General features: G+C 72.3%; 9 protein-coding genes. 5 read left to right on the plus strand and 4 right to left on the minus strand.

The features are described 5' to 3' along the window. The first annotated feature begins 10 nt into the window (after window positions 1-10). Complete coding sequence (gene mshC / locus ACYVDO_RS19395; RefSeq protein ID WP_460938998.1) at window positions 11-1,261, plus strand: cysteine--1-D-myo-inosityl 2-amino-2-deoxy-alpha-D-glucopyranoside ligase; 1,251 nt, start codon at window positions 11-13, stop codon at window positions 1,259-1,261. A gap of 7 nt (window positions 1,262-1,268) precedes the next feature. On the opposite strand, the gene ACYVDO_RS19400 is transcribed toward mshC, so the two are convergent. Beyond that, complete coding sequence (locus ACYVDO_RS19400) at window positions 1,269-2,138, minus strand: PAC2 family protein (protein ID WP_460939000.1); 870 nt, start codon at window positions 2,136-2,138, stop codon at window positions 1,269-1,271. Window positions 2,139-2,231: 93 nt separating this feature from the next. On the opposite strand from ACYVDO_RS19400, the gene ACYVDO_RS19405 reads away from it, so the two are divergent. Beyond that, the gene (locus ACYVDO_RS19405; RefSeq protein ID WP_460939002.1) at window positions 2,232-2,915 is read left to right on the plus strand and encodes an HAD family hydrolase; all 684 of its coding nucleotides are present in this window, start codon (window positions 2,232-2,234) and stop codon (window positions 2,913-2,915) included. Here the strand turns inward: ACYVDO_RS19405 and ACYVDO_RS19410 are convergent. Both ACYVDO_RS19410 and metH read right to left on the minus strand, forming a co-directional pair. Continuing rightward, window positions 2,891-3,736, minus strand: coding sequence for a RecB family exonuclease (locus ACYVDO_RS19410; RefSeq protein WP_460939004.1), 846 nt, complete (start codon window positions 3,734-3,736; stop codon window positions 2,891-2,893). The two genes, ACYVDO_RS19405 and ACYVDO_RS19410, sit on opposite strands and share 25 nt — an antisense overlap. Before the next feature lie 160 nt (window positions 3,737-3,896). Next, window positions 3,897-7,685 carry a methionine synthase gene (gene metH / locus ACYVDO_RS19415; RefSeq protein ID WP_460939007.1) on the minus strand — a complete coding sequence of 1,263 codons (3,789 nt, stop codon included), beginning with the start codon at window positions 7,683-7,685 and terminating at the stop codon, window positions 3,897-3,899. 60 nt (window positions 7,686-7,745) lie between these two features. Here metH and ACYVDO_RS19420 point away from each other — a divergent pair, with 60 nt between their 5' ends. From ACYVDO_RS19420 to arc, 3 genes are all read left to right on the plus strand, one after another. Beyond that, on the plus strand, window positions 7,746-8,855 hold the full coding sequence (locus ACYVDO_RS19420; RefSeq protein WP_460939009.1) for a site-2 protease family protein: 1,110 nt from the start codon (window positions 7,746-7,748) through the stop codon (window positions 8,853-8,855). An 11-nt stretch (window positions 8,856-8,866) separates the two neighbouring features. Further along, complete coding sequence (locus ACYVDO_RS19425) at window positions 8,867-9,928, plus strand: tRNA (adenine-N1)-methyltransferase (protein ID WP_460939011.1); 1,062 nt, start codon at window positions 8,867-8,869, stop codon at window positions 9,926-9,928. Between the two features lie 71 nt (window positions 9,929-9,999). Next, window positions 10,000-11,736 (plus strand): proteasome ATPase, encoded by a 1,737-nt coding sequence (arc, locus tag ACYVDO_RS19430; protein WP_460939013.1) that lies wholly within the window; start codon window positions 10,000-10,002, stop codon window positions 11,734-11,736. Here arc and ACYVDO_RS19435 read toward each other — a convergent pair. Beyond that, the gene (locus tag ACYVDO_RS19435; protein WP_460939015.1) at window positions 11,733-14,381 is read right to left on the minus strand and encodes a non-ribosomal peptide synthetase; all 2,649 of its coding nucleotides are present in this window, start codon (window positions 14,379-14,381) and stop codon (window positions 11,733-11,735) included. The genes arc and ACYVDO_RS19435 overlap by 4 nt on opposite strands. Window positions 14,382-14,436 lie beyond the last annotated feature (55 nt).

A 14,436-nucleotide genomic window follows, 5' to 3' on the forward strand; every position in this document is an offset into this window, starting at 1 on the left:
GGCTTCGCTCGTGATCTCCTGGCCCACGCCCTCCCTCCCCTCCGTGCCGGGCACCGGCCGACCGGTCCAGCTCTTCGACACCTCCACCGGGGTCGTCCGGGCCCTCACCCCCGGCCCGACCGCGCGGATGTACGTCTGCGGGATCACGCCCTACGACGCCACCCACATGGGCCACGCCGCCACGTACGTCACCTTCGACGTGCTGGGCCGGGCGCTGCGCGACGCCGGCCACCGGGTGCAGTACGTCCAGAACATCACCGACGTCGACGACCCGCTACTGGAGCGGGCGCAGCGCGACGGGATCAGCTGGGAGCAGCTCGCGGCGGACGAGATCGCGCTCTTCCGCGAGGACATGACCGCCCTCGCGGTGATCCCGCCCGACCAGTACGTCGGCGTGGTGGAGAGCGTCGTCCCGGTGGCCGGGGCCGTGCAGGCCCTGCTCGAGTCGGGCGCGGCCTACACCGTCGACACCCCGGACTCCCTGGCCGGGGACGACGTCTACCTCGACATCAGCCGCGACCCGGGGTTCGGGTCGGTCTCCAACTGGTCGCGCGAGCAGATGATGGCGGTCTTCGCCGAACGGGGCGGCGACCCTGACCGCAGCGGCAAGCGTGACCGGCTGGACCCGCTGCTGTGGCGCGCCGCCCGTCCGGGGGAGCCCTCGTGGCCGGCGAAGGGACTGCCCGACGGTCGACCGGGCTGGCACATCGAGTGCACCTCGATCGCGCTGGACCATCTGGGCATGGCGTTCGACGTGCAGGGCGGCGGCACCGACCTCGTCTTCCCCCACCACGAGATGAGCGCCACCCAGGCCACGGTCCTCACAGGGGAGCGGCCGTTCGCGCGCACCTACGCCCACCAGGCCATGGTCGGCCTCGACGGCGAGAAGATGAGCAAGTCCAGGGGCAACCTCGTGCTCGTGTCGAAGCTGCGCGCCGACGGCGTCGACCCGATGGCGATCCGGCTGGCGCTGCTCGCCCACCACTACCGGACCGAGTGGTCCTGGACGGACGAGGGCCTGGCCGAGGCGCAGCAGCGGCTCGACCGCTGGCGAGCGGCCTTCTCCGTCGCGACGGCCCCGCCCTCGGACGGGGTGGTGCAGGAGCTGCGCGCCCGGGTGGCCGACGACCTCGACACTCCCGGTGCCCTCGCGGTCGTGGACCGCTGGGCCCACCGCACCCTCACCGCCGGCGGCGACGACGGCACCGCTCCGGGCCTGCTGGCCCGGGCGGTCGACGCCATCCTCGGCGTCCGGGTCTGACCGGCGGCTACGCCCCGGGGCCGCCCTGCGGTCCGCCGTCCTGGCCACGCCGGCGCAGGTAGCGCTCGAACTCGCGGGCGATCGCGTCACCACTGGCCTCGGGCAGGTCGGCGGTGTCCTGGGCCTGCTCGAGCGACTGGACGTACTCGGCCACCTCGTCGTCGGTCTCCGCGAGCTCGTTGACGCCGCGTTCCCAGGCGCGGGCCCCCTCGGGGAGGTCGCCGTGCGGGATGGGCGCGTCGAGCAGCTCCTCGAGCCGCGAGACGAGCGCCAGGGTGGCCTTGGGGGAGGGGGTGTGGCCGGCGTAGTGCGGCACGGCGGCCCAGCACGAGACGGACTGCAGGCCGCTCTGGCTGGCGGCGTCGGCGAGCACGCCCACGATGCCCGTCGGCCCCTCGTAGCGGCTGGGCTCGAGGTCGAAGCGGTGGATCACGTCCTCGTCCTCGGACGTGGCCGTCACGGGGATCGGCCGCGTGTGGGCGACGTCGGCCATCAGCGCACCGAGCGTGATGACGGTGGTGGCGCCGACCTCCTGGGCGAACTCCATGAGCTCGATGGTGAACGCCCGCCACCGGAACGACGGCTCGATGCCCTGGACCAGCACCACGTCCCGGTCGAGCCCGGCGCTGGAGGCCACGAGGATCCGGGTCGTGCGCCAGTGGATCCTGCGCCGGCCGTCGTCGAGGACGACGCGGGGGCGGTTGACCTGGAAGTCGTAGTAGTCCTCGGGGTCCAGGGCCGCGATCGGCTCGGCGTCCCAGACGTCGACGAGGTGGTCGACCGCCGCGGTCGCCGCCTCGCCCGCGTCGTTCCAGCCCTCGAAGGCGGCGATCACGACGGGGTTGTCGAGCTCCGGCACGTCCTCGAGTTCGATCACCGTTCCTCCTCTGCGCACCGGCGGGGTGCCGGTCTTCCCAGCCTACGGTCCCGCGGTCGGGAGGGTGAGCAGGCCTGCGTAGACTCGGCCGACGTGACCGACCTGCCCGCCGCCGTCTTCTGGGACATGGACGGCACCCTCGTCGACACCGAGCCCTACTGGATCAGCGCCGAGCACTCGATCGTCGAGGAGGCCGGGGGCGTCTGGAGCGACGAGTACGCCCACGAGCTGGTCGGCAACGACCTCATGGTGTCCGCCCGGTTCATCCGCGACAACAGCCCGGTCGACCTCGACCCGGTGGAGATCGTCGACCGGCTGCTCGAGGGCGTCATCGTGCAGGTCCGCGAGCACGTGCCGTGGCGGCCGGGCGCCCTGGAGCTCCTCGAGCGCCTCGCCGCCGAGGCGGTGCCCAGCGCCCTCGTCACGATGTCGTGGCGCTCGCTGGCGGACGCCGTCGTGGGCGCCCTTCCCGAGGGCACCTTCGCCGCCGTCATCACCGGCGACGAGGTCGAGCACGGCAAGCCGCACCCCGAGCCGTACCTCGCGGCGGCCCGCGCCCTCGGGGTGGAGCCGGGCGAGTGCGTCGCCATCGAGGACTCGCCGACCGGCGTCCGCTCGGCGGTCGACGCGGGGGTGCCCACGCTCGCTGTCCCGCACATCGTGCCCGTGCCGGTCATCGTCGGTGCCGTGCAGGTCCCCAGCCTGCGGGGCCTGACCCCCCGTGACCTGCGGAGCGTGTTCGACGGCGCCCGTCAGTCGTCGGCCGGCACGACCTGACCCGACACGCCCGGGTCGAGCGCGATCCGGGCGGCGTCCTCGGGCAGCGGCGGCGGGGTGCCGCCCCAGGCCGGGCAGAACTGGCGGTAGTCGCACCAGTCGCACAGCTTGGAGGTCTTGGGGCGCCAGTCGCCCGTCGTGGCGGCCCGCTCGATGGCCACCCACACGGCCTTGAGGTTGCGCTCCAGGCTGAGCAGGTCGTGCTCGTCGGGGGAGTACCGGACGACCTCGCCGTTGCCGAGGTAGACGAGCTGGAGCAGTCGCGGGATCTCCCCGCGCAGCCGCCAGAGCACCAGCGCGTAGAACTTCATCTGGAACAGCGCCTTGCCCTCGAACAGCTCGCTCGGGGACCGGCCGGTCTTGTAGTCGACCACGCGCATGGCGCCGTCGGGGGCGACGTCGAGCCGGTCGACGTACCCGCGCAGCACGAGCCCGTCGACGTCGGTCTCGACGTACAGCTCGCGCTCGGCCGGCTCGAGCCGGGTGGGGTCCTCGAGGCTGAACCACGTCTCGATCAGCGCGTTCGCCTCACCGAACCATGAGTCGAGAGTGCGGCGCTCGTCGCCGGCGATCATCTCGGCCAGCTCGGGCTCCTGCTCCACCAGCGACTGCCACTGCGGGCCGACGAGGTCGGCCGCCGCCGAGGGCGTGCGCTGCTCCGGCGGGAGGTCGAAGAGGCGCTCGAGCACGGCGTGGACGAGCGTGCCCCGGGCCGCCGCCGGGGAGGGCGGCGCGGGCAGCTTGTCGACCGCGCGGAACCGGTAGAGCAGTGGGCACTGCTTGAAGTCCGACGCTCGGCTCGGGGAGAGGGCGGGAACCATGCCACGCACTCTAGGTGCCGGTGCCGACACGACCCGGCGCCCCGCGCCATACCCACACCCCTCGTCTCCCACTTGTTGCCAGCAGGTGGTCACGAGGCCGCGAAAAAGGTCCCTTGGTGACCACGAGGTGGCAACAAGTGGGGGAATGCGCGCGTCGGGGTCAGTCCTCGGGGAGGTAGCCGAGGTTGGGTGACAGCCAGCGCTCGGCCTCGGCGAGCGTCCAGCCCTTGCGCTCGGCGTAGTCCTCGACCTGGTCGCGACCCAGCCGTCCCACGACGAAGTACTGCGACTGGGGGTGCGAGAAGTACCAGCCGGACACCGAGGCGCCGGGCCACATCGCCATCGACTCGGTGAGCTCGATGCCGGCGTTCTCGCGGACCTTGAGCAGGTCCCACAGGAGCTGCTTCTCGGTGTGGTCGGGGCAGGCGGGGTAGCCGGGTGCCGGGCGGATGCCGGTGTACCGCTCCGCGATGAGGTCCGCGTTCCCCAGGTGCTCGTCGGGCGCGTAGCCCCACAGGTCGTGCCGGACGCGCTCGTGCATCCGCTCGGCGAACGCCTCGGCCAGCCGGTCGGCCAGGGCCTCGAGCATGATGGCGCTGTAGTCGTCGCTGTCGGCCTTGAACTGCATGACCCGCTCCTGCGACCCGAGCCCGGCGGTCACCGCGAACGCCCCGACGTGGTCGGCGAGACCGGTGTCGCGCGGCGCGACGAAGTCGGCCATGGCGCGGTTGGGGACGCCCTCGCGGTGGGACCCCTGCTGGCGCAACGTGTGCAGCGTCGTGGCGACGTGCTCCCGGGTCTCGTCGGTGTAGACCTCGATGTCGTCGCCGACCGCGTTGGCGGGGAAGAGCCCGACGACCCCCTCGGCCCGCAGCCAGTGCTCGGACTCGATCCGGTCGAGCATCTCCAGGGCGTCCTGGTAGAGCCGGGTCGCGGCCTCGCCGGTCGAGGGGTTGTTGAGGATGTCGGGAAAGCGCCCCTTCATCTCCCAGGCGAGGAAGAACGGCCCCCAGTCGATGTACTCGCGCAGCTCGGCCACCGGGTAGTCGTGGAAGATCCGCACGAACTGGGTGTGACCTCGGCCCGGCACGCCGGACTGCCGCCTCAGCAGCTCCTTCTCCTGGGCGGCCACCAGGTGCGGCACCGGCGGGTGGTAGCCCGACCAGTCGACCGGGGTGCGGTGCTCGCGCGCCTGCTCGATCGACACCAGGGGCCGCTCGGTGGTCTTGGCCGCGTGCCGGGCGCGCAGGGAGTCGTAGTCGGCCGCCACCTGCGCCATGAGCTTGGGGCGCTGCTCGTCGGACAGCAGCTGGGAGACGACCGGCACCGACCGCGACGCGTCCTTCACCCACACGACCGGCCCGTGGTACCGCTGGTCGACCTTGACGGCGGTGTGTGCGCGCGAGGTGGTCGCGCCGCCGATGAGCAGCGGCAGGTCGAAGCCCTGGCGCTCCATCTCGGCGGCGAAGCTGACCATCTCGTCCAGGCTCGGCGTGATGAGGCCGGACAGCCCGATGACGTCGGCGTTCTCGGCCTTCGCGGCGTCGAGGATCTTCTGGGCCGGCACCATGACGCCCAGGTCGACCACGTCGTAGTTGTTGCACTGGAGCACGACCCCGACGATGTTCTTGCCGATGTCGTGCACGTCGCCCTTGACGGTGGCCATGACGACCTTGCCCTTGGCCCGCTTGGGCGCGTCGGTCTTCTCGGCCTCGATGAAGGGGATGAGGTAGGCGACGGCCTTCTTCATGACCCGGGCCGACTTCACGACCTGCGGCAGGAACATCTTGCCGCTGCCGAACAGGTCGCCCACGACGTTCATGCCGTCCATGAGGGGACCCTCGATGACCTCGATGGGCCGGCCGCCCCGCTCCTCGATGAGGGCCCGCAGCTCCTCGGTGTCGGCCTGGACGTGGTCGTCGATGCCCTTGACGAGGGCGTGCGTGATCCGCTCCTCGACCGGCAGCTCGCGCCACTCCTCGGTCTTCTCCTCCGCGGCCTCGCCGCTGGCCGCGAACCGGTCGGCGATCTCGAGCAGTCGCTCGGTGGAGTCGGGACGACGGTTGAGGACGACGTCCTCGATCCGCTCGCGCAGCTCGGGGTCGATCTCGTCGTAGACGACGAGCGCACCGGCGTTGACGATGCCCATGTCCATGCCGGCCCGGATGGCGTGGTAGAGGAACACCGCGTGGATCGCCTCGCGCACGGGGTTGTTGCCGCGGAACGAGAACGAGACGTTGGAGACGCCGCCGGAGACGAGCGCGCCGGGGAGGTTCTCCTTGATCCAGCGGGTGGCCTCGATGAAGTCGGTGCCGTAGGCCGCGTGCTCCTCGATGCCCGTCGCCACCGCGAAGATGTTGGGGTCGAAGATGATGTCCTCGGCCGGGAGACCGACCTCCTGGGTGAGGATGTCGTAGGCGCGCCGGCAGATGACCTTGCGCCGCTCGAGGCTGTCGGCCTGGCCCTCCTCGTCGAAGGCCATGACGACGACCGCGGCACCGTACTTGCGGCACAGCCTGGCCTGCTCGACGAACTTCTCGACCCCCTCCTTCATCGAGATGGAGTTGACGATCGGCTTGCCCTGCACGCACTTGAGTCCGGCCTCGATGACCTCCCACTTCGAGGAGTCGATCATCAGCGGCACTCGGGAGATGTCCGGCTCGGACGCGACGAGCTTGAGGAACCGGTCCATGGCGGCGACGCCGTCGATCATGCCCTCGTCCATGTTGACGTCGATGACCTGGGCGCCCGCCTCGACCTGCTGGCGTGCGACGTTGAGGGCCGTCGGGTAGTCCTCGGCCTGGATGAGCTTGCGGAACCGCGCCGAGCCGGTGATGTTGGTCCGCTCGCCGACGTTGACGAAGAGCGACTCCTCGGTCACCGTCAGCGGCTCCAGCCCCGACAGGCGCAGGGCAGCCGACCCGTCACGGGGCACGCGCGGCTGCTGGCCGGACGCCGCCTCCGCGATCGCCTTGATGTGGTCGGGGGTGGTGCCGCAGCAGCCGCCGAGGAGGTTGACCAGCCCCGCCTGGGCGAACTCGCCGACGACCGCGGCCATCGCGTCCGGGGTCTCGTCGTACTCCCCGAAGTGGTTGGGCAGCCCGGCGTTGGGGTAGCAGGACACGAACGTGTCGGCGACGCGGGCCAGCTCCGCGGCATACGGCCGCATCTCGGCGGCGCCCAGCGCGCAGTTGAGGCCGACCGCGATCGGGCGCGCGTGCCGCACGCTGTGCCAGAACGCCTCGGTGACCTGGCCCGACAGGGTGCGGCCGGACGCGTCGGTGATGGTGCCCGAGACGATGACCGGCCACCGGCGCCCGTGCTCCTCGAAGAGGGTCTCGAGGGCGAAGATCGCGGCCTTGGCGTTGAGGGTGTCGAAGATCGTCTCGACGATGAGCGCGTCCGAACCGCCGTCGACGAGGCCGCGGGCCTGCTCGAGGTAGGCCTCGACGAGCTCGTCGTAGGTGACGTTGCGCGTCCCGGGGTCGTTGACGTCGGGGGAGATCGAGGCCGTGCGGTTCGTCGGCCCGAGGGCGCCGAGCACCCAGCGCGGGCGCTCGGGCGTGCGCGCGGTCATCGCGTCGCAGGCCTCGCGGGCCAGGCGCGCCGCCGCGACGTTCAGCTCGTAGGCGAGGTCGGACATGCCGTAGTCGGCCAGGGAGATGCGCTGCGCGTTGAACGTGTTGGTCTCGATGAGGTCCGCGCCGGCCTCGAGGTAGGCGTCGTGGATGCCGCGGATGACGTCCGGCTGGGTGAGGGAGAGCAGGTCGTTGTTGCCCTTGAGGTCGTCGGCCCAGTCGGCGAAGCGCTCGCCGCGGTAGTCCTCCTCCGCGAGGCCCTCGCGCTGGATCATGGTGCCCATGGCACCGTCCATCACCAGGATCCGCTCGCGCAGGGCGGCTCCCAGCTGGTCGGTGGCGTCAGGTCGGTGGGTCAGGGTCTCGGGCACCGGTCAAGTATCGCGCATGCCCTCGCCGGGACGTCGACCGTGGTCACGTAGGGTCGCCGCATGAGCGACCCCGCCACCCGTGAGGCCGAGGAGAGCGGGCACGGCGTGCGGATCGCCCGCGTGGCCGGCATCCCCGTCTACCTCGCGCCCAGCTGGTTCGTCATCGCCGTCGTGATCATCGCCATCGTGGCGGGTCCGGTGCTCACGACCCGCCCCCTGTTCGGGATCGGCGTGGGGGTCCTGCAGGCGTTGCTGCTGCTCGTGAGTGTCCTCGCGCACGAGGCCGCCCACGCGGTGACCGCACGCGCCTTCGGGATGCCGGTGCTGCGCATCGTCGCGAACGTCTGGGGCGGCCACACGTCCATGGAGGCGGTCCGCTCGACCCCCGGGCGGATGGCCGCGGTGGCCGCAGCCGGCCCGCTCGCCAACGCCGTCCTCGCCGTGCTGGCGTATGCCGTGGCGCCCCTCGTGACGGGGGACCTCAGCCACCGGCTCGTCCAGGGCATGGTCATCATCAACGGCAGCCTGGCCGTGCTGAACCTGCTGCCCGGCATGCCGCTCGACGGTGGCCAGATCGTGGAGTGCCTGGTCTGGAAGGCCACCGGTGACCGCAACCGGGGCGCGGTCGTGGCCGGCTGGTGCGGGCGCGTCGTCACCGTCCTGGTCGTGCTGTGGTTCGTCGTCCGCCCGCTCGCGCTGGGGCAGGGGCTCGGCTTCGGCTCGATCTGGGTGCTCGTCATCGCGTCGGTGCTGTGGGCCGGCGCCAGCGAGTCGGTCCGGCGCGGCACGGCGTTGGGGCGGCTCGGCCGCCTGCGGCTGCAGGACGTCGCCGAGCGCGCCGTCGTCATGCCCCGGGACAGCACGGTCGGCATGGCCCTGGACCACCCGGACATCGTCGTCACGACCGACGAGCGCGGGGTGCCGTGCCTCGTGTTCGGCGCCATGGACGTGGCCCTGCACGCGGACCTGGACCGGCAGGCGCCGGTCAGTGCCGCCGTCTTCCGGGTGCCGGACGACAACGTCGTCGACGCCGCGCCCCAGGACGGCGTCGACGACGTGGTGGCAGCGATGCAGCGCACCGGCTCGGGGACCGTCGTGCTGACCAGCGCCGGTCGCGCCTGGGGCGTGACGAGCGCCGACCGGATCAACGCGGCCGCGGCCCGCAACTAGACTTCCGGCCCATGACCACCGGGCCGCAGGACTCCGCCACCCCCACCTCCGCGGCCGTCGGTGCCGACCTGCGCCGCGGGCCGTTCGGCGTGGGGGAGCGGGTGCAGCTCACCGACCCCAAGGGCCGGCTGCACACCATCACCCTCGAGCCCGGCCGGGAGTTCCACACCCACCGGGGCAGACTGGCGCACGACGACCTCATCGGCGCCCCGGACGGCTCCGTGGTCCGCAACACCGCCGGGGTCGAGTACCTCGCGCTGCGGCCCCTGCTGTCCGACTACGTGATGTCGATGCCGCGCGGCGCGGCGGTCGTCTACCCCAAGGACGCCGGCCAGATCGTCACCATGGCCGACGTCTTCCCCGGCGCGCACGTGGTCGAGGCCGGGGTCGGCTCGGGTGCCCTGTCGATGTCGCTGCTGCGCGCGGTCGGCGAGCACGGCACGCTGCACTCCTTCGAGCGGCGCGAGGACTTCGCCGACATCGCCAGGGGCAACGCCCGGGCGTTCTTCGGTGTCGACCACCCCGCGTGGACGGTCACCGTGGGCGACCTGGTGGAGGAGCTGCCCCGGACCGTCGAAGCGGGCACCGTGGACCGCGTCGTGCTGGACATGCTCGCCCCCTGGGAGTGCCTCGACGTCGTGGCGCAGGCGCTGCTGCCCGGTGGCGTGCTCATCTGCTACGTCGCCACGGCCACCCAGCTGTCCCGCGTCGCCGAGGCGATCCGCGACCACGGCGGCTACACCGAGCCGGAGGCCTGGGAGTCCCTCGTCCGTGGCTGGCACCTCGAGGGACTCGCCGTACGCCCGCAGCACCGCATGCACGGCCACACCGGCTTCCTCATCACCACCCGCCGGCTGGCCCCCGGGGTGACCCCGCCCCTGCGCAAGCGGCGACCGGCCAAGGGCGCCTACGGCGAGGACGGCGAGGCCGGTGCCACGCCCGGCGACACCACGGCCTTCGGCCAGGAGGCAGAGTTCTCGCCCGAGGAGCTGGGCGAGCGCGTCCCATCAGACAAGAAGATCCGGCGGCTTCGCCGTTCTGTGACTCAAACCTCCACGACGACCGAGCAGTAGCGCGTTAGGTTGGGTCATCGGTCGCGCTGCTGCGGCCGGTGGGTACGTCGATCGCCACCGAGGGAGCCGACATGACCGACCAGCACCGCCACGACCCGTCCGACGAGCGCCGCCAGGCCGAGCTCCTCGCCGAGGAGGTCGCCGCGCTGCGCCAGCGGCTCGCCGACGCGCCGGCGCGCTCCCGCGACCTCGAGACCAAGGTCCTGCAGCTGCAGTCGAACCTCGCCACCATCTCCTCCCAGAACGAGCGGCTGGTCCGCACGCTCAAGGAGGCTCGTGAGCAGATCGTCACGCTGAAGTCCGAGGTGGACCGGCTGGCCCAGCCGCCCGCGGCGTACGGCGTGGTGCTGGAGTCCTACGACGACGCGACGGTGGACATCCTCACCGGCGGCCGCAAGATGCACGTGGCGGTGAGCCCGGCCGTCGACCCGGCGGAGCTTTCGGCGGGTCGGGAGGTGCGACTCAACGAGGCCATGAACGTCGTGGCGACGTGCGGCTACGAGCGCACCGGCGAGGTCGTGATGATCAAGGAGATGCTCGGCGACGGCCGGGTCCTGGTCGTCGCGCACGCCGACGAGGAGCGGGTCTGCCGCATCGCCGACTCCCTCGAGGGCGAGCCCATCCGGGTCGGCGACGCCCTCATGCTGGAGTCGCGGTCCGGCTTCGTCTACGAGCGCATCCCCAAGGCCGAGGTGGCCGAGCTGGTCCTCGAGGAGGTGCCGGACATCGACTACGAGGACATCGGGGGCCTGGCCGGCCAGATCGAGGCGATCCGCGACGCCGTGGAGCTGCCCTACCTGCACCCCGACCTGTTCACCGAGCACCAGCTCAAGCCGCCGAAGGGCGTCCTGCTCTACGGCCCTCCCGGCTGTGGCAAGACCCTGATCGCCAAGGCGGTCGCCTCGAGCCTGGCCAGGAAGGTGGCCGAGCGCGAGGGCAAGCCGGTCGGCAAGTCGTTCTTCCTCAACATCAAGGGCCCCGAGCTGCTCAACAAGTACGTCGGGGAGACCGAGCGGCACATCCGCCTGATCTTCCAGCGGGCCCGGGAGAAGGCCTCCGGCGGCACGCCGGTCGTGGTGTTCTTCGACGAGATGGACAGCCTGTTCCGCACGCGCGGCTCCGGGGTCTCCTCCGACGTCGAGACGACGATCGTGCCGCAGCTGCTGTCGGAGATCGACGGTGTCGAGCGGCTCGAGAACGTCATCGTCATCGGCGCCTCGAACCGCGAGGACATGATCGACCCGGCCATCCTGCGGCCAGGCCGGCTGGACGTGAAGATCAAGATCGAGCGCCCGGACGCCGAGAGCGCCCGCGACATCTTCACCAAGTACCTCACGGCCGACCTGCCGCTGCACGAGCACGACCTGTCCGAGCACGGCGGGTCCAAGCAGGCGACGGTCGACGCCATGATCACCGCCACGGTGGAGCGGATGTACTCCGAGATCGAGGAGAACCGGTTCCTCGAGGTGACCTACGCCAACGGCGACAAGGAGGTCCTGTACTTCAAGGACTTCAACAGCGGTGCCATGATCCAGAACATCGTCGACCGGGCGAAGAAGATGGCCATCAAGGACTTCCTCACCGTCGGCGCCAAGGGCATCCGGGTCGACCACCTGCTGGCCAGCTGCGTCGACGAGTTCAAGGAGAACGAGGACCTGCCCAACACGACCAACCCGGACGACTGGGCCAGGATCTCGGGCAAGAAGGGTGAGCGGATCGTCTACATCCGCACGCTCGTCACCGGCAAGAGCGGCACGGAGCCCGGGCGGTCGATCGACAACGTCGCCAACACCGGGCAGTACCTCTAGGAGGGCTGCGCCCGTCGGCGTCCCCACCACGCCGTCCGGGCCCGGGTCTCGAGCCAGGTCCACCCGCGGTGGTACGCCACGCCCACGGCGATCGACGCCGCCATGGCGAGCACCGAGCTGTACGCCATGATCCGCGGGTAGACGACGAAGTGCGTGAGGTAGACGAACAGGGACGCGGCGGCGACCGTTGACGCGGCCCGGGCGAGCCCCCCCGGGAGCCGCACGCTGGGGAGCCAGATGAGCGCCAGCACCCCGAGCATGATCGTCGGGCCCCGCATCGGCATGCTCGGCCAGAAGCCGGGCAGCGTCAGGAGCGGGACGGCCGAGACCAGCAGCCGCTGCGGCACGGTCCGTGCCCGTGCCGCCGCCCACCCCGTCGCGAACAGCCAGAGCAGGACGTAGGCGTTGGCGCCGCGGTACGGCCCGGCGTCGGGCACGACCACGTCGTAGCGGGTCAACAGCCCCACGCCCACCAGCACCATGGGGAAGGCGAAGGGGAACCGCCGCTCCCAGCGGTCCACCGCCGGCACGGCCAGGAGCGCGGTCGCACCCAGGAGCAGGGCGACCAGTGCCTCGACGAACCAGTAGTGCCAGTGCGGCGACCACCGCGACCAGTCCCCGAGCACCTGGTTGAGCAGCAGGACGTTGCGCCAGTCGTACGTGCCGGCGAACAGCGCCACGGCGCCGATCCACGCGGCGCTGGGCGCCCAGATCCGCAGCGCGCTGCGCAGGATGCCGCGGGCGCGCTCGGCCCGGGGCCGGGCGGTGAGCTGGAACCGGGCGAGGTTGTAGCCGGCCAGCGCGAGCAGCGTGTGCGCCCCACCGGGAACGAAGGACAGGTGGGTGTGGTTGGCGAGGATCAGCAGCACCGCCACCGCACGCACCACGACGCTCGTCTCCACCGCGTGCCAGCCGCGGCGCCACCTCGGGGTCGGGCGGCCACCGCCGGCCGCCACGCCCCGGCCGGGGTGGGAGCTGCCTGCTGCCGCGACGAGCTCGACGGGGGAGAGCAGGTGCCACCCGGCCGGGAGCGCCCCCAGGAGCCGCTCGAGCCGCAACGACACCTCGACGTAGGACAGCGAGTCCCCGCCGAGGTCGACGAAGCTCGAGTGCTCGTCGGCGTCCGGGGCCTCGAGCAGGTCGCGGTAGAGGGCGGCGACGGCCGCGGGGGACAGCTCTGGCGCGGCGCCGGCTCGGGTCCCGGCCCCGGCGTCCGCCGCCCGCCTGCGTGCGCGGTGCGCCTCGACGAGGGTCGCCATGCCGGGGTAGTCCGGCTTGCCGGTGGGCAGGACGAGCACGTCCGTGCCCTCGAGGACGACGATGCCCCCGGCCGGTATGCCGTGCCGGCCGGTGAGCGTCGCGACGACCCGCTCGCCGGTGCCGGGATCGGCGGTGAGGACGCCGAGGGCGTCACCGAGGTCGACGCAGTGGGCGGGCACCCCGGCCTCGGCCAGGTCCCGCTCGGCCCGGTCCAGGTCGATCCGCAGGCCGACGACCTTGGCGAAACGGCTGCGGCGGCCCACGACCTCGACCGTGCCGTCGGGACGCAGGTGCCCCAGGTCGCCGGTCCGCAGCTCGGTGACGTCCCGCCCGCGGGCCAGGTCCTGCGGGTGCTCGGCGTAGCCGAGCATGACGTTCGGCCCCGAGTACACGAGCTCGCCGAGCCCGCAGTCGAGCTCGGAGATCGGGTCGAGCCGGAAGCCGCCGCCCGGGACGGGCCTGCCGACCGTGTCCGCGTGGGTGTCGAGCAGGTCCGGGGGCAGGACGGCCATCCGGGCGGTCGCCTCCGTCTGCCCGTACATGACGAACAGGTCCCACCCGCGGGCGCGGCCGAGGGCGGCGTACCGCCGCACGGCGTCCGGCGCGAGGCGGCCACCCGCCTGGGTCACCACGCGCAGGCTCGGGTGCACCCGGTCGGCGAAGCCGCTGCGGTCGAGCAGCTCGAACGTGTGCGGGACGCCGGCCAGGGTGGTGACGCCGGCGTCGTCGACGAGCCGCCAGAAGCACGGGGCGACGACCGACAGGTCGGTGAGCACCAGGGAGGCCCCGACTGCGAGGTGGCTGTGGGCGACCGACAGGCCGTAGCAGTAGTGCAGGGGGAGGGTGGTGGCCGCGCGGTCGTCCGGCCGGGTGCCGAGGGCCTCGGCGATGGCGTGGGCGTTGCTGTCGAGGTTCTCGTGCGACAGGCGGACGAGCTTGGGGGATCCCGTGGACCCCGACGTCGGCAGCAGGAGGGCGAGGTCGGGGTGCAGGTCGTGCGCCGGGTCGACGCTGCGCGACGTCAGCTGCCAGCGGCCCCCGTGGCGGCCCGCCACCACGTCGGGCGCGTACCGCTGGACGAGCGCGGCGTGGTGCTGGGGCCGGTCCCCGGGGACGACGAGCGGGACGTGCCCCGCCGCCAGCGCGCCGAGGTAGGTGACGAGGAAGTCGAGGGAGTTCTCTGCGGCCAGCAGCACCAGGCGTCGCCCCGTGCCGAGCGCGCCGGCCGCCTCGGCCACTCGCCTGGCCAGGGCGGCATACGAGAGGTGCCCGTCCGGCGTCCACACGGCGCACCGGTCGCCGTGGCGGGCGAGGCCGTCCACGAAGCCCACGCCGCACGCGGGGCGGGCGGCCGGGGTCGGCACGGTGGTGGGGCGCTCGGTCACCCGCGGAAGGTTATTAGGTAAGCCTTACCAAACTCAAACCGGCCGCACGGGGCCG

The organism is Phycicoccus ginsengisoli (assembly GCF_054779295.1).